General features: G+C 67.2%; 18 protein-coding genes and 1 tRNA gene. 6 read left to right on the top strand and 13 right to left on the bottom strand.

Annotation, left to right across the window (positions count from 1 at the left end; translation table 11 throughout):
- Positions 1 to 14 precede the first annotated feature (14 nt).
- Together JAO74_RS09160 and JAO74_RS09155 are read right to left on the bottom strand one after the other, a co-directional pair.
- Positions 15 to 344, bottom strand: a complete 330-nt coding sequence (locus tag JAO74_RS09160; RefSeq protein WP_199037209.1) for a hypothetical protein — start codon at positions 342 to 344, stop codon at positions 15 to 17.
- A gap of 11 nt (positions 345 to 355) precedes the next feature.
- Positions 356 to 1,000, bottom strand: coding sequence for a cation efflux transmembrane domain-containing protein (locus JAO74_RS09155; protein ID WP_199037207.1), 645 nt, complete (start codon positions 998 to 1,000; stop codon positions 356 to 358).
- A 69-nt stretch (positions 1,001 to 1,069) separates the two neighbouring features.
- On the opposite strand from JAO74_RS09155, the gene JAO74_RS09150 reads away from it, so the two are divergent.
- From JAO74_RS09150 to JAO74_RS09140, 3 genes are read left to right on the top strand one after another with little or no spacing between them, the layout of a single operon-like run.
- Positions 1,070 to 1,420 carry a DUF3147 family protein gene (locus tag JAO74_RS09150; RefSeq protein WP_199037205.1) on the top strand — a complete coding sequence of 117 codons (351 nt, stop codon included), beginning with the start codon at positions 1,070 to 1,072 and terminating at the stop codon, positions 1,418 to 1,420.
- A gap of 5 nt (positions 1,421 to 1,425) precedes the next feature.
- A complete protein-coding gene (locus JAO74_RS09145) occupies positions 1,426 to 1,833 on the top strand; it encodes a MerR family transcriptional regulator (RefSeq protein ID WP_199037399.1) in 408 nt (135 codons plus the stop codon).
- A gap of 1 nt (position 1,834) precedes the next feature.
- Entirely contained in the window at positions 1,835 to 3,070 is a 1,236-nt protein-coding gene (locus JAO74_RS09140; RefSeq protein WP_199037203.1) for a DUF4238 domain-containing protein, read from the top strand.
- A 14-nt stretch (positions 3,071 to 3,084) separates the two neighbouring features.
- Here JAO74_RS09140 and JAO74_RS09135 read toward each other — a convergent pair whose 3' ends face one another.
- The 6 genes from JAO74_RS09135 to JAO74_RS09110 form a co-directional block, all read right to left on the bottom strand.
- Entirely contained in the window at positions 3,085 to 3,570 is a 486-nt protein-coding gene (locus JAO74_RS09135; protein WP_199037202.1) for a hypothetical protein, read from the bottom strand.
- On the bottom strand, positions 3,567 to 4,424 hold the full coding sequence (locus tag JAO74_RS09130) for a hypothetical protein (RefSeq protein ID WP_199037201.1): 858 nt from the start codon (positions 4,422 to 4,424) through the stop codon (positions 3,567 to 3,569). The genes JAO74_RS09135 and JAO74_RS09130 overlap by 4 nt, the downstream gene beginning before the upstream one ends.
- Positions 4,421 to 4,987, bottom strand: a complete 567-nt coding sequence (locus JAO74_RS09125) for a hypothetical protein (protein ID WP_199037200.1) — start codon at positions 4,985 to 4,987, stop codon at positions 4,421 to 4,423. Before JAO74_RS09125 ends, JAO74_RS09130 begins: the two co-directional genes overlap by 4 nt.
- On the bottom strand, positions 4,980 to 5,207 hold the full coding sequence (locus JAO74_RS09120) for a hypothetical protein (protein WP_199037199.1): 228 nt from the start codon (positions 5,205 to 5,207) through the stop codon (positions 4,980 to 4,982). Before JAO74_RS09120 ends, JAO74_RS09125 begins: the two co-directional genes overlap by 8 nt.
- Positions 5,207 to 5,722 (bottom strand): hypothetical protein, encoded by a 516-nt coding sequence (locus JAO74_RS09115; RefSeq protein WP_199037197.1) that lies wholly within the window; start codon positions 5,720 to 5,722, stop codon positions 5,207 to 5,209. Before JAO74_RS09115 ends, JAO74_RS09120 begins: the two co-directional genes overlap by 1 nt.
- Positions 5,723 to 5,859: 137 nt before the next feature.
- Positions 5,860 to 6,504 carry a hypothetical protein gene (locus JAO74_RS09110; protein ID WP_199037195.1) on the bottom strand — a complete coding sequence of 215 codons (645 nt, stop codon included), beginning with the start codon at positions 6,502 to 6,504 and terminating at the stop codon, positions 5,860 to 5,862.
- Between the two features lie 104 nt (positions 6,505 to 6,608).
- Between JAO74_RS09110 and JAO74_RS09105 the strand changes: the two genes are divergently transcribed.
- The 3 genes from JAO74_RS09105 (at position 6,609) to JAO74_RS09095 (ending at position 8,955) form a co-directional block, all read left to right on the top strand.
- Positions 6,609 to 7,085, top strand: a complete 477-nt coding sequence (locus tag JAO74_RS09105) for a hypothetical protein (RefSeq protein ID WP_199037193.1) — start codon at positions 6,609 to 6,611, stop codon at positions 7,083 to 7,085.
- Positions 7,086 to 7,478: 393 nt separating this feature from the next.
- Positions 7,479 to 7,799 carry a MerR family transcriptional regulator gene (locus tag JAO74_RS09100; RefSeq protein WP_199037191.1) on the top strand — a complete coding sequence of 107 codons (321 nt, stop codon included), beginning with the start codon at positions 7,479 to 7,481 and terminating at the stop codon, positions 7,797 to 7,799.
- Complete coding sequence (locus JAO74_RS09095; protein WP_199037189.1) at positions 7,771 to 8,955, top strand: tyrosine-type recombinase/integrase; 1,185 nt, start codon at positions 7,771 to 7,773, stop codon at positions 8,953 to 8,955. Before JAO74_RS09100 ends, JAO74_RS09095 begins: the two co-directional genes overlap by 29 nt.
- A 290-nt stretch (positions 8,956 to 9,245) precedes the next feature.
- On the opposite strand, the gene JAO74_RS09090 is transcribed toward JAO74_RS09095, so the two are convergent.
- The 5 genes from JAO74_RS09090 to JAO74_RS09070 all read right to left on the bottom strand — a co-directional run bounded on the left by JAO74_RS09090 (position 9,246) and on the right by JAO74_RS09070 (position 14,288).
- Complete coding sequence (locus JAO74_RS09090; RefSeq protein ID WP_199037188.1) at positions 9,246 to 9,491, bottom strand: hypothetical protein; 246 nt, start codon at positions 9,489 to 9,491, stop codon at positions 9,246 to 9,248.
- The gene (locus JAO74_RS09085) at positions 9,488 to 11,308 is read right to left on the bottom strand and encodes a site-specific integrase (RefSeq protein ID WP_199037187.1); all 1,821 of its coding nucleotides are present in this window, start codon (positions 11,306 to 11,308) and stop codon (positions 9,488 to 9,490) included. The genes JAO74_RS09090 and JAO74_RS09085 overlap by 4 nt, the downstream gene beginning before the upstream one ends.
- Positions 11,309 to 11,387: 79 nt before the next feature.
- Positions 11,388 to 11,462, bottom strand: a tRNA-Glu gene (locus tag JAO74_RS09080).
- A gap of 40 nt (positions 11,463 to 11,502) precedes the next feature.
- Positions 11,503 to 13,260 (bottom strand): single-stranded-DNA-specific exonuclease RecJ, encoded by a 1,758-nt coding sequence (gene recJ, locus JAO74_RS09075; protein WP_199037186.1) that lies wholly within the window; start codon positions 13,258 to 13,260, stop codon positions 11,503 to 11,505.
- A 335-nt stretch (positions 13,261 to 13,595) separates the two neighbouring features.
- The gene (locus tag JAO74_RS09070; protein WP_199037185.1) at positions 13,596 to 14,288 is read right to left on the bottom strand and encodes a prolyl hydroxylase family protein; all 693 of its coding nucleotides are present in this window, start codon (positions 14,286 to 14,288) and stop codon (positions 13,596 to 13,598) included.
- Positions 14,289 to 14,437: the final 149 nt, after the last annotated feature.

Genomic DNA, 14,437 nt, shown 5'->3' with positions numbered 1-14,437 from the left:
GCCCGATCGACGCGTCAGGCCTGCGGGGGGCGGAGGTCCGCTTCGGTGTCGTGCCCGCTCAGCACGCGGCTGCGCACGGGCAGCGGCTTCGCCGACGCGACGGATACCGGGAGGGTGGCAGCCCGGACGGTGGGCGTATTTACCTGGTGCTCGTGGCAGCTCGCGTGATGGTGCGGATAGCCCTTGTCCGCGTCGGCGGGGACTTCGTCGCCGTCGCCGGGCGCATGGGCGGCCATCTCGGTCCTGCTCGTCTCGACGCCGCCGGCTTCCGCGGCATGCGCCATCCCGGCCCATGTCGTCAGGACCAGCATCAGGCACGCCAGGAAGGGCACGAGCTTGCGCATTCCTTCTCCTATCATTCCGCCGGCACCGTGTAACCCCGTCCGTTCGGGACTATCTCGGCGCGCGCCTGCATGATGATCTGTGCGCCGCCGCTGATGCCGAGCACTGCCATGACGCCCGCGACGATCAGGTCGGGCCAGGCGGTGCCCGTCCCGAACACCCCGATGGCGGCGAGCACGACGGCGACGTTGCCGATCGCGTCGTTGCGCGAGCAGATCCAGACCGAGCGCATGTTCGCGTCCCCGCTCCGCCAGCGGTAGAGCATCAGCACGACTCCCCCGTTCGCGATCAGCGCGATCACGCCGACCACGCCCATGAGCCCTGCCTCGGGCGTTCCGCCGTGCCAGACCGCCCAGATCGCGGCGGCGAGGACGTAGACGCCGAGCATGGCGAGCGTCGCGCCCTTGAGGAGCGCGGCCCGCGCCCGCCAGGCGATCGCCATGCCGGCGACGCCCAGGCTGATGGCGTAGTTGGCGCTGTCGCCGAGGAAGTCGAGCGCGTCCGCCTGCAGCGCCTTCGATCCGCCGGACACGCCGGCGACGATCTCGGCCGCGAACATTGCGACGTTCACGCCCAGAGCGATCCACAGCGCGCGGCGCCAGCGCGGATCGTAGCCGGGAGCGGTCGTGGATGATGCGCAGCAGTCGCCGCAGGCCATGGTCGTCGCCCTTCGTGTTGGTCGTGCGACCCCCTATATGGACCCTGTAGCTGCTACAGGGTCAAGGGCATGGTGTGGTTCGTCGTCAAGTCGCTGCTGTCGGGGGTTATCGTCGCGACGGTCTCCGAGGTGGCAAGGAGGAGTCCGGGCTTCGGCGCGCTGGTGGCCTCGCTGCCGCTGGTGTCGATCCTGGGCATGATGTGGCTCTGGCATGACACCGGCGACCCCGAACGGCTCGCCGCCCATGCCGGAGCGACCTTCTGGTATGTCCTGCCGTCGCTGCCGATGTTCCTCGTGATCCCTCTGCTGATACGTGGCGGCTTGCATTTCTGGTGGGCGCTGGCGGCCGGGTGTGCGCTGACCGTGCTGCTCTATGCTGCGACGACGCTGTTCGCCTCCAGGCTGGGCATCGCGCTGTGAAGCCGCTGACGATCGGCAGGCTGGCCAGCGAGACCGGCACGACCGTCGAGACGGTTCGCTACTACGAGCGCGCGGGTCTGATCCCGGCTCCCGCGCGGACGGGAGGCAACTATCGATCCTACCGTGCCCAGGACCTGGAACGGCTCCGCTTCATCCGACGCACGCGGGATCTCGGCTTCACCCTGGACGAGGTCAGGGCTCTGCTTGAGATGGCAGGCGATCGTGACCGGGACTGCGGCACCGTCGATGCGCTGGCCAGCCGCCACCTGGAGGAGATCGACCGCAAGATCGCAGACCTGACCGTGCTGCGTCGCGAACTCGCCGGCGTGATAGCGAGCTGTGCCGGGGGCACAGTCGCCGAATGCCGGATCCTGGAGGCGTTCGCTCCGTCTGTCGGTCAGGTGCGAAGCTGACATGCCCGACAACAAGAACCAGCACTATGTGCCGCGCTGTCACCTCAAGCCGTTTACCCGTGACGGCGCGGGGCTGGCCATCAACCTGTTCAACCATGGCGCGGGACGGGTCGTGCTAGACGCCCCAGTTAAGAACCAGTGTTCCCGGAGCTACTTTTACGGCGAGGATCTCGTGCTCGAGAAGCTGCTGCAGGGTGAGGAGGGCAAGTATGCGAGCCTTGTCCGCGAGGTGATCGCCGGTGCCCCGATGGACGACGCTGGGCGGCGCTTCCTCCGCGACTTCGCATATCTACAGGTCAGCAGGACGGCTGCGGCCATGGAGCGGCGACGCGCGACGCTCGTCGAAATGGACAGGGTCGCTCATCAGGGATTCGAGGACATCCGCAGGGAGAGGACGGACACGTCGCATCGCCGGGTCATGCTCGCGGTGATGAAGACGTGGGCGGAGACGGCGCGACACATCCATGACCTGGACGTGCTGCTCGTGCGCAACGGAACCCCGCGCGACTTCTTCACATCGGACGATCCGGCCGCGCTGACGAACCGGGTCTATCTGCAGCGGATGAAGGATCACAGCTTCGGGCTGATCACGGTGGGCACGCAGATCGTGATGCCGCTGACGCCTCGCGTCGCGATGATCGCGTTCGATGCGAAGGCCTATGCACCGAAGGGGGCGTCGAAGGGATGGATCGACGCGGACCGGATCGCTGACGTGGACGCTATCAACGAGTTCCAGCTGCTCAACTCCGTCTCCAATCTGTACTTCGCCCTACCGGAGGATGCCGAACACCTGCGGCTTGCGTTCGCGGACGCGGCATCTCGAAGGCCGATCGACCGGTTCCGCCACTGGGTCGGCATGCGGATCGAGGATGATGGCATCTACGAGCGCTATCGTCGCGCGACGCCGGCGGAGCTGCAGACCAGGGCACCGCGGGTCGTCTCGCACTCGCCCGTCTATCCTGTGCCCTCGCGCTGGTTCTCGAAGCTGCCTTTCCGGCTGCCGCTGTCTGGAGCGACCAACGGATCGGGCGTTGGGTTCGTACGGCCTGCCCACATGAAGCCGGGCGTGAGATTCAGGATCGAGCCGATTCCGACGCGGCCGCTGCCCGGTCATGACGCGGATGGTCCGACCGTTGCGTACATCCGGAAGGAGGCAGCCCGCGGGCCTGCACGTCGACCTATGCGCGCTGCCGACCTCAACGCCCTCATTCGATCCACGGGCCGTTCTCTGCGCTGACCGCGTGCATGGAATTAGCGACGCACGAGAAGCCGGGGCATATCGACGCGGATGCTGGTGCCGACTTCGGGTCTTCCCGCATTCAAATGCGTCGCGGCGCATGCAAGGATCGGCAGGCCGTCGAGCAGGCGGTGGGGCAGGATGTGCACGAGCGGGACGGCCATGTCCCGGTCAATGTGCGGCAGCGGCATGCCCAATACGTCCAGCGTCTCCCCCGGGTGCTGGTACCGGACGCCTGCGCCGAGGCGGATCAAGCATCTCAGTCCTTCGGGTGCGAGATACGCCTGGATGTCGACACCTCCATCCATCGACCGGATGGATTGATCCTGCCAGATCGAACCACGGGTCAGACGCTCGAGGAACGCGCGAACCCGGGTGCCGGTAGCCTCGAGCGCCGCGGGAATGAGTATCGGAAGTTCGAGCGTGTCGCCTTCAAACGCCTGACCTCGTGTCGGCGACGCAATGCTAGGCGAATCATCGAACGGTGGCCGGCCGTTCATGATCGCTCGGCCCGGTCGTCGTGGCCGATGGTCAGGTGACCGGCATGACGGGGCGTCCCAGGACCTTGCCGCTCAGGCTGACGGGCTAGTTGGAGGACCAGAAGGTGCTGCGTCAGCGCAGACGAACCCGCCTCCGTCACCATCTTGCCCCAGCTCGTCCAGCGATCAGACCGGTCCATCATCCACCGGAACGCCCGGTCGCGCAGCATCGCGTCCGGGAAAGGGAGGTGCCAGATCGTCCGGGCCATCGGAATGGCGTCCTTGGGGTTGCGGGTCAGCAGCGAGATGCTCTCGCTGCCGAAGATGCGTTCCCGCACGAAGACGAACGGCAGCCCGCCAGGGATCTCCGCCGCCTCGAAGGCCCGACGATCGGACTCGCCGGCGAGGTTCGGATCGCCGTAGAAGCGCACCGCCGCGGCGCCGATGGGAACCGCGTTCAGCTCGATCGGGCGGGTAGCGGCGAGCATGCGCAGCACGGCGATGCCCTCGGCGCTCGGCTTCGCGGTCAGGGGATCGTTCCGGAAGTCGTTGTCGACGAGGCCCTCGGCCTGCATCCAGTATCTCCAGAAGCGGGCGTAGAGATGGTCGCCGTCGAAGATGGAATACGTCTGCTCCGGTAGGGCGACGATGCCGCGATGCATGGACGCCAGCATCGCGAGCATCAGCTCGAGCTGCTCTTCCTGGACCTGTCCCGGTCCACGGCACATGCGCAGACGCCCCGACCAGAACGCATCTCGGATCGAAAGCCACGAGCGCCCCTCCTCGTCGACGACCGTGACGACGCCGCCGGGCGACGTCGCCGTCCGCATCCAGTACCCCCAGGGCAGTTCCGGGGAATGGCGATAGTCGCTCATCGCCGCTCCTCGACCCTGGCGAGATCCGCGGCAAGCTCGGTGCATCGGTCGAGGACGTATTCCGCGTTCCTGTACGTCTGCGCGACGCCGAGTTGGCGCGCCTCCGCGGCATGGGCCGCGTGATCCGGCACGAGGTCGTCCGGCTGGTCGCACGAGAACCCGAACCACCACGCCGTATCATGCGCACCTGCTACGTCGGGCTTGACGTGGCAGATCGAGACCGCTTCCGGTCCGCGCTCGTCGCAGGCCCGCGCATAGTCGAGGCCGCCGTGGGCGCGGACCTGCTGCGGGGGGACGGCTTCGGCGGTCCACCCGGCCAGCGGGTGGCCGGCCGGCACGGCGACGAAGCCGCCGAGGTGTCCTCCGGGCATGCGGCGGATGATGCATGCGTACCCTGTGGAGGGATCGGTCCAGGCGACCTTGTCGGCCTCGCGCTGCCACGGTCCCGGCGCCTTCGCGGCGAGAGCCGGGACGCGGTAGGCCACGTCCATCCGCTGACCGGCTACGACGATGTCGGTCCGGGGCATGATCGCCGGCGGCTTCGTTGCGCTGCGCTTAGCCACTTGCGCCTCCCGCGACCGCGATCGCGACCCACAGCCCGCCGGCGACGATACCGCAGCCGACGAGAAGGATGAAGAACATGGCCGCAAGCAGGGCCGAGACGCCGAGAGCGCCGGGGCCGCGCGGGATCGCCAGGATCTCGCGGCACGCAGCGAGGGTGGTCCCGATCGATCCGCAGCCGGCCAGCGCCACGCCGATGCCGAAGAGGAAGAGCGGATCCATCACGCTTCTCCCGCGAGCAGGGGCGTCTGGTGCCCGCGGGCGGTCTGCCACCAGTCCACTGTCGACAGCGTCGTCTGGTTGAGCAGCGAGCCGCGCTCCGCCAGCCAGGTGCTGGCCACCCAGATGCGGGTCTCGGGATCGCGGGTGATATACGGTTCGGCAAGCGCCTTCAGCAGCATGACGGTCCCGATCGGATCGATCTGCCGGGCGGAGAGAGCTGCGCAGCTGCCGGCGATGTCGTAGCTGATGCCGAGCGCCATCGCGTCCATCGAGAAGAAGAGGTGAGCGAGATCGTTCCAGGTCGGGGCGAGCTCGTCCTCGTGGTTCGTCGCCAGTTCCGCGATGAGCGCAGGCGGCGCGAGGCGGCTGACCGAGACGATCGAGACCACGGCGGTCTCTACGATGCGAGCGTCGGCAAGGAAGGTGGTGCAGGAGCTCGTGCGCCACCAGGACAGCGGGCCCGAGCCCCTGTCGCCGAGCGCTTCGAGCTGGTCTTCGAAGGCGATGTTCCTCATGTCGTGGGACTCCGTTCACGGCGCGTCGGAAGGCGCGTCATTTCAGGATGGATCGTTCGTCTCATCCAGAAACTGCAGAACGTAGCGAGAACGATTTGGACTCATGGAATGGAGGATAAATTTAGGAAAAGACTCCATCAGGCCTTTGGTACGGTCCACTTGTCGTCGATATGGACGACGATGCCGCCCTTGATGTCCAGCTTGCTGAGAAGTGGCGACACGCTGGTGCGCGAGACCTCGGCACCGAAGCGTTCCCTGATGGCGTGGATGATGTCGGCCACGCCGAGCGGTCCGGGCGCGTTCCGCAGCACCTCGAGGATCATGTCCTTGTGCGTGCGGCCGTGCGCCTGGCGGGCGCTGTAGCCGCCCAGGCGTCGCGACGTGCTCTGCCCCGTCCCGAGCCCATAGCCCTGGCCGAGAGCATGAATCTCTTCCGAGGCCACCAGCTTCTCGAGAGCCTGGTCCATCTCGGCCTCGCTGACGTCCTCGTCGAACCGCATCGCCGCTTCGTCCAGAAGCCGCTCGCGCGAGATGCCCTTGGGCCCCGCGCGCGCGACGAGCACGAGCATGGTGTCTGCGATCGTCCGGTCCATCCTGACCGCCCGGTCGACGTCGCCGACATCGCCCATGCCGGTTAGCCGGCCAAGCTCGATCAGCGCGTCGCGCCTGCTGCCGCTCAGCTGGTCCGCGAGGTCGAGCGCCGTGTCGATCTGGGCGGTCAGCGCGATGATGCGCTGCGCCTCCGTCACGATCCGTGACGACAGCTCCCTGTTTATTGGCATGACTTCTTCCTTTCGAATTTCGGGGGGGGGGCAGAGGACAAGTAGAGGGTGGTCGCCGGAGGATTTGCTTTGACTCATGCAGGCGCGATCGTCATGGTCGCGGCATGACCGAATCGCCCCCTGCCGCAGCGAGCCGCTACGCCACCTTCGACCTCGTCGAGGTGCGCCGGGAGAAGACGGCTCTGGACGAGCAGATCGCGCGGCTGACGCGGCGACGGGACGGCCTTGCTGGCGTCCTGATGATGGCCGGAGATCCCGCCTGCGATCTGGCCGGAGGCTACGTCGCCTGTTTGCCGCCGGTCGCTTCTGCCGGCGGGAAGCGGCCCACGCACCGCGCGATGCTGGTCGAGGTCCTTGCCGACGCGGCAGAGCCGATGGGCGTGCGCGAGCTGATCGACGCGGTCCAGAACCGGTTCGGCGAGGCGATCCCGCGCACGAGCGTGTCGCCGCTGCTTCGCAAGCTCGCGCGCCGGGACGAGGTCGAGCACGTGCCGGACTTGGCCAAGTGGCGGATCGGTGCCGCCGGCGGCGAGGTCGTAAGGTTCCGCGGCCCGAAGGTCGCGGCGAGCGACGCGGCGTGACCGCCGCGATCGCAGGAACGCCGGTCGGAGACGCCTAGCGCGCCGCCGATCATGCCCGTCCGGAAGGAAGGTGCGGGGCCTCCGTAGGAGCGGCAGGCCCCGCGGACCGCTCGTGCCGGACCCCACCACCGTAAGGAGAAGGTCATGAAGCCGACTTGAGCTTTAACTCGAAGACGACATCCGGCTGAAGCGGCTGCGATCCGAATCGCACGCTGCACCCCGGACGTCAACACTCGTCACGTCGGACTGCGACGCCCGTTTTCAGGATGAGACGGGAACCGTTCACGTAGTGTTCGGTTTTTGCCCGACTCCCATGCGGTCTTCGGAGGATCGTGGAGGCCTGATGGTTTCCGCGGGCGATTGCGGCCGCATTCCCTTCAGGAGCGGCGGTCGATGCAGCACGACGATGACGACGAGATGGTCAGCGAGACGACAGGCGCGCGAGCGCGGCTTCCCGACTGGCCGAGACTGATGCCGCTGCGGCTCGCCTGCGCCTATTTCGGCGTGTGTGACAAGACCTTCCGTTCGCTCGGCATCGCGCCGCGGCGGATTGGACGGCGCGTGCTCTGGGACCGGCAGGACCTCGACCTCTGGGCGGACCGGATGGCCGGAATGCCGTCGCGGATCGCGGATCCCTCTGTCGGCGTGCGGGCAATGGAGCGGCGATTCTTCGCAAGGTTGAACAATGGGCAAAGTAAACCAGCCGGCAGTTAGGCCGGCATACACCTATCTGGCGAAGGCCAAATACTGGCGGTTCCGCTATCGGGGGTTCGATGCGCCTCTGCCGGAACGGCCTGGCCACCCCAGATTCGAAGCCAAATATGCCGAGTGTCTGGCGCTGACCGTCAGGCCAGCGCCGATCGCGGCCAAGCCGAGCAAGGGCACGTTCGACTACGTCCTCCGCAAGTTCTACGAGGACGTGGAGTTTCGCGCACTTTCTGCGCGAACGCAGGCGAACTACCTTCAGTTCGGGAAGTCGGTTTCGAAGTATCTCGGCGACTGTGCGATGCAGCACACCACGGTCGACATGCTGGCGGCGGTGAGAAACAGGATGGCGATCGGCTATGCCGAGGTCATGCGCCTGTTCATCAGCCGGCTCTATGTGTTTGCTGGCGACCGCGGATACGTCCTTCAGGGTCTAAATCCGGCCCTGCGCCTGCGGCGTATCAAGAGTAAGGGCGCCGGTCATGAGCCGTGGAGCCATGAGGAGATCGCGTTGATGCTCCAGTACGCGACCGGTGCGATTCGGACGTTGATCATCATCGCGCTGTGCACTGGCCAGCGTCCCGGCGACGTGTGGCGCATGAACTGGTCGCAGGTGGTCGGAGACTTCGTCCGTGTGCGGCAGTCCAAGACGAAGGAGGACCTGACGATCCCGATGCATCCGGTTCTGCGTGCCGAGCTCGACAGGCTGCGTGCACAGGGACCGGTGTCCGGGTTCATAGTCACGAACCGGACGGGCGAGCCGATCGGCGAGCGGGGTTTCTACTATCGCCTGAAGGCGCTGGTGGCGCGCATCCCCAACATGCCGCGTCGTACGCCTCACGGCAGCCGGTATGCTACCGCCGCACTCCTGCGCGATGCGGGCTGCGACGTGGATCAGATCTGCTCGATCATCGGTCATCGCACCTACGAGATGGCGATGAAGTACCTGAGGCGTCGTCAGCTCGCGATCGAGGCGATGGCCCGGCTGGTCCGGCATGCCGCGCTGCCGACGCAGCGGGAGGTGCACGCGCTGTCCGCTCCGCTGCGGGTGACCGGACCGGCTGCAGGCGCCTCCATGTGCCGGAGGGAACTGGTCGAGCCGATCTGCCGGCCGGCGCCGTCCGTATTTCCCCGGACACAGTCCGTCGTGGCGCTGCCCGGCTGACGCCTGCTTCGAACATGCTGGGCCGACTGGGGCCGGCACCTCGGGGTGCCGGCCCTTTCGCTGTTCGACGACCGTTTCAGGATGGAAGGTCGAGGTGCGAACTTTTGCGAACGGCGTCGGAAGTTGGCCACGCCATTCGCCATGTCGGATTTTCACCAAAAAAGGGATGCAGCGCAGAAAACCGCCAAAGTTCGCACTGATGGTTGATCCCATCCAGAAATGAATAGGCATGGTGCGGACATCAGTCGTGCGACATCAAGGCGCCAGTAGTCGTCGTTCAATTCGAGCGATCAGTTCGCCCCCGTCTGCCGCACGCACATAGACGGTGCGTCCATCGGCAGCGCGGCGTCTACCATTTCCATATTGAACGGTCCAACTTCGTCCGGCACCAGTCCGATTACGTTGCGGTGCAAAGATGCATATCGGAGCACTGCGTACCCGGCACCGGCGACGCTTCGCACCACCCGGTAGAACCGGTCATCGGGCTCGGAAAAGATCAGGTAGACGCTGAGGTCGTCACGGTCGTCCGGGCTCATGACGCCTGCTCCGTTCCAGCCTTGGCGCGGGCAATCACTTGAGCGATTACCGGCGGCCAAGCAATGGCGGCCGCCGTGCCCCGCAGGCGGTCCCAGTCGACGGAGTCGAAGCGGAGGCGATCGAGGCTTCGCTTCAGCGCCGCGATGTCTGCGCCTTCGCCATAGCGTCCGCCGACCGTTGCCGGCGCGTGGCCGCAGAGCTGGTCGAGCACGCGTTCCTGGATCTCGGCCGAGCGCCCCTCGTCCTTGAAGCGGTGCCGAAGCGAATGGAATACGAGCCGCCCGTCGGTGCTAACGATGGCGTTGATGTAGCGGTTGAGGCGGCGGCTCGCCTCCTTGGTGAGCTTGCCGAAGGTGCTCGGACGCAGATCGGGGAAGAGCAGATCGCTTCCCGCGGTCCGCAGCGCGTCGACGTACCTGCCGAAGCCGAGCGCCAGGACATGGTCGTGAATCGGGATGATCCGTCGCGAGCCCTGCGTCTTCACCGACTTGTCGGGGAGGCTGGCGTCGGTGGCGGCGCCCGGAACGTCGTCGATGTCGATGTAGAGGATGCCGTCGTCGGTCTTCACGTCCGCGACGCGGGCCTGTCCGACTTCCTCCAGCCGGGCGCCGGACGTCAGTCCAAGCAAGAACATCCAGTACAGCGTCACGTCGCTGACCGCCGCGCGCCGGTGCAGGAGCAGGTCGGGACGCGTGAAGAGGTCGCTGGCGAACAGCTGGCGCAGCTCGCCGGGCAGAAAGCTGCGCCGCCCGCGTCCCGCACGGCTGTATCCGGAGATCCGCACGCCGGTGCCGACGTTGTTCGTGATCCAGCGCTGCTGGTGGGCGAATCCGAGCAGCGCCTGGATACTGCCAATGCGTTTCTTGAGGGTGGTCGCGCTTACCCGTTCCGTGTCGCTATGCTCGTGACGGGCGAGGCGCTCGTTGAAGGGCAGCGACCGGTCGGCGCGTGGCATGGTGGCGGGCAGCTTCCTGGCGTCGTCGCGATAGTCCATCAGCATGTCGGAGGTGAGGCTCTCGACGGGAATGTCGGTCAGGTAGTCGATCAGGTCCTCGGTCGCGCGCTCCACCTCGGCATAGGACTGTGGCCGCGGCTTCTTCTCCTCGTTCCACAGCTTCAGCAGTTCACGGAACGTCAGGTCGGCACGCAGCCGCGGCTTGGCCCCGATGCGGCGCGGCGCATCAACATCCGAACGCAGACACGCGTTGTCGTCGCGCACGCACGCGTTCCATGCCTGCATGATCAGCAGTTCGTTGGACGGGGTCCGCGCGACAGCCGGTTTCTGGTCCCGAAAGATCTCCTTTAGGACAGGCTCGCTTGCCTTCAGCCATTCGGACGGTGGCAGCTGGCGCACCACGTCCAGCCAGCAGTCGCCCGGTAGCGGCTCTCCGCGCCGCTTCAGCAGATCCTCGGCGGTGCCATAGGCCGGGAGCATCGCCAGCGGGTGCTCGGCGCCAAGCACGAACCGGGCGGCGTCCTCGAGCCAGAAGGTCAGCCCGAGGGTGGGCCAGCGCGCATAGTGCCCGGGATTGTGCCGGGTGCGGATAAAGGCGTCCACCACGACCCTAGCCCGCTCGGGCGAGATATCGTCGGCAACCTTGCGCGCGGCGATGCGCGCCTCGGCCGCGGCCATCTCCTGCTCGAGGGCGGCGTGAGCCTGGACGAACAGGCGCTTGGCTTCGGCGGGATCACGGGTCTTCAGGGAACGGCGGATCTGGCGCTTGCCCATCTCGTCGCGGAGGTGGGGCGGCAGTTCCTTGTAGAGATAGTAGATGCCGGTCTGTGGGTGTTTCCAGGGGGTGATCATCTGCACCATGCGCTTCTATACTCGCTCGCTATACCTGCGAACGATGAAGCTGGCGTAAATCCTGGGATTTCGCGCATTCCAGCAGTGCTGGTGACCCCTACGGGAATCGAACCCGTGCTTCAGCCGTGAAAGGGCCGCGTCCTAACCGCTAGACGAAGGGGCCGTCGGGCGTGGGGGTCGGTTAGGGCAGAGAAACGCGTACGTCAATCCGCCCATGCAGCATCTTCGACATGAAGTTCGGCGGCGGGGCGTGATCCCCAGTCGTCGAGGCGGGCGCGGCCAGCCAGCCAGAGGCGGCGATGGGGGGGGCAGGCGAGCAGTGCCTGACCCAGATCGGTGTCGGCGGCGCGGAAGGCCATGGCCTTGATGCTGCGGCCGTCGTCGCCGGCGGCGATGACGCGGATGTGGCCGTTGCCGACGATATCGACCTTGACGAGGCGGAACGGACCGGCGGCGACGCGGGGGGCGGGCCAGCCGGCGCCGTAGGGGCCGCCGACCTCCAGCGATTCGACCAGCGCGGGGGTGACGCCGCCGGGGGCGAGCACCGCATCCAGCAGCAACGCGCGGTCCTCGCGGGCGCGGGTGACGGTGTCCGACAGGCGTTCGTTCAGGAAGGTGGCCAGCGCGGGGAGGTGCGCTTCCTCGATCGTCAGGCCGGCGGCCATCGCGTGGCCGCCGCCGGCGACCAGCAGGCCGTGTTCGCGCGCGGCCATGATCGCGGCGCCGAGATCGACCCCGGTGATCGAGCGGCCCGACCCCTTGCCGATGCCGTGTTCGTCCACCGCGACGACGACGACGGGGCGGCCGAGCCGTTCCTTCAGGCGACCGGCGACGATGCCGATGACGCCGGGGTGCCAGCCCCGACCCCAGACGAGGACGACGTTTGCCTGTGCGTCGATGCGCAGATCGGCCTCGACCTGCACGGCGGCTTCGATCGCGCGCCGTTCCTCGTTCAGGCGGTCGAGTTCGGCGGCGAGGGTGCGGGCCTCGTCCGGATCGGTGGTGATGAGCAGCCGGGTGCCGAGATCGGCGCGGCCGACGCGGCCGCCGGCGTTGATGCGGGGGCCGAGCGCGAAGCCGAGATCCTGCGCGGTGGGCGCGCGGGTCAGGCGCGACGCCTCGATCAGGGCGGACAGGCCGATGTTGCGGCGACCGGCCATGACCTTCAACCCCTGCGTCACGAAGGCACGGTTGAGGCCGCGGAGTTGCGCGACGTCGGCGACGGTGCCGAGCGCGACGAGATCGAGCAGGTCGATCAGCTTCGGTTCGGGGCGATCGGCGAAGAAGCCGCGATCGCGCAGCGTGCGAACCAGCGCGGCGGCGAGCAGGAAGCACATGCCGACCGCGGCGAGATGGCCGTGCGCGGCGGCGTCGACGGCCTCGTCGAGGCGGTTGGGGTTCACCAGCGCGTGGGCGGGGGGCAGGGCGCTGGAGCATTTGTGGTGATCGACGACGACGATGTCGGCGCCGTTGTCGCGAACCGCCTCGAACGCGTCGAACGCCTGTGCGCCGCAATCGACGGTGAGGATCAGCGACGCGCCCTCGGCTGCCAGCCGGGCGAGGGCGGCGGCGGTGGGGCCGTATCCCTCCAGCAGGCGATCGGGGATGTAGGGGCGGGCGATCAGGCCGAGATCGGCGAGGACGCGCGCCAGCAGCGCGGTGGAGGTGGCGCCATCGACATCGTAATCGCCGAAGATCGCAACCTGCTCGCCGGCCTGCACCGCATCGGCGAGCCGGGCGGCGGCGCGGTCCATGTCGCGGAAGATCGACGGATCGGGCATGAAATGCCGGATCGAGGGGGTGCGGTGCGCGTCGATCGCATCGGGCGGGCAACCGCGCGACAGCAGGAGCTGGACGAGCAGGCCGTCGCCGCCGAGCGCACCATCGCGGGCGTCGGCGGACAGCGATCGCCAGCGCCAGGGCTGGCCGAGGATGGATCGGGTGACGCCGAGCACGCTCATGCGGGGATGGTCCGGCGGGGGTGTCGAGCGCGTGGAAAGTCCCGAAAGTCACACCTCACACGCGAGCGCGACGCGCGCGCGTGTACGCGTGAGTGCGAGGCGGGGGTGGTTTCCGCGCAGCCGGCCGCGATCGGCCGCGATTGCGGCGAGGGGGACGTTCGGATGTTGATCGCGGTGTTCATGAACGTTTGGGTCTCAGGATCTGGATGGGCTGGGGTGCTTTCGAGTGGATCGGTTTTCGGGCGACCCTCACCCTTCCGGCGCTTTGCGCCTCCCTCCCTCTCCCGGTGGGAGAGGGATTTAACCTCTGTCACGAATGGCGCCTGTAGGACAGGCTATTTGATCCAGCGTTCCTCGCGAAACCATTTGGTGACGATGTATTTCACACCCTCGACCACGGGCATCCCTTCGTGGATGGTCAGTTCGTTGGGGCTGCCGTCTGGCTTCATGTTGTTCCACGCGAGCATCATGCCGCGCCGGGGGGCAACCTTGATGCCGGCCTGCGGGAACCACGTCGCGCCACCCTCGGCCACGTCGTTCAGGTAGATCATCGCGGTCCAGGTGCGCTGGCCGCCCTCTTGCAGCATCCGCTGCCAATAGCTTTCGCTTTCGTGGAAATAATCGTGATGGGCGCGGAATTGCTGGCCGGGGGCATAGCGCTGGCCCTGCATCGTTTCGCCGTGAAGCGGATCGATGCCGAGGAGCGCCGCGATCCCTTCGTCGATCGGCTGCACGTCTGGCGACCAGCGATCCATGTCGCAACTGTCGCTGGTGCGGAAACCCTGGTCGTTGCGGTCCGACAACAGCGTCGAGGGCCGGCGATGCGCGTCGATCATCGCGATCAACCGGTCGCAGGTCGCGGCATCGAGAAAGTCGGGATGGTAATAGACCTGTGCACCCTGAATGGCGGCACGTTCCGCCGCGGGGTTCGCATCGAGCCGGGCGGCCACCTCGGCGCCGACGCGCTGGCGGAGCGGGGAGGTCGACGGTTTCTTGCGCGTCGCGGCGCGGGGCGAGAACAGGCTCATGGTCGACCCGTCTTCGGGTCTGGGCGGGTAGAAAGCAAGGGATCCATGCCGCCAATGATTGGCAGCGCCCCGTCGCGATCGACCCGGAACGGAGTTTTAACGATGTTGCCATAACTTCGCCCAACAGATTTGGGTATCGATCGCGCCTA

Source organism: Sphingomonas mollis, from assembly GCF_016427505.1.
Lineage (GTDB): Bacteria > Pseudomonadota > Alphaproteobacteria > Sphingomonadales > Sphingomonadaceae > Sphingomonas > Sphingomonas mollis.
Note: the sequence above shows the minus strand (reverse complement) of the source record. Positions and strands in the feature narration are given on the sequence as shown.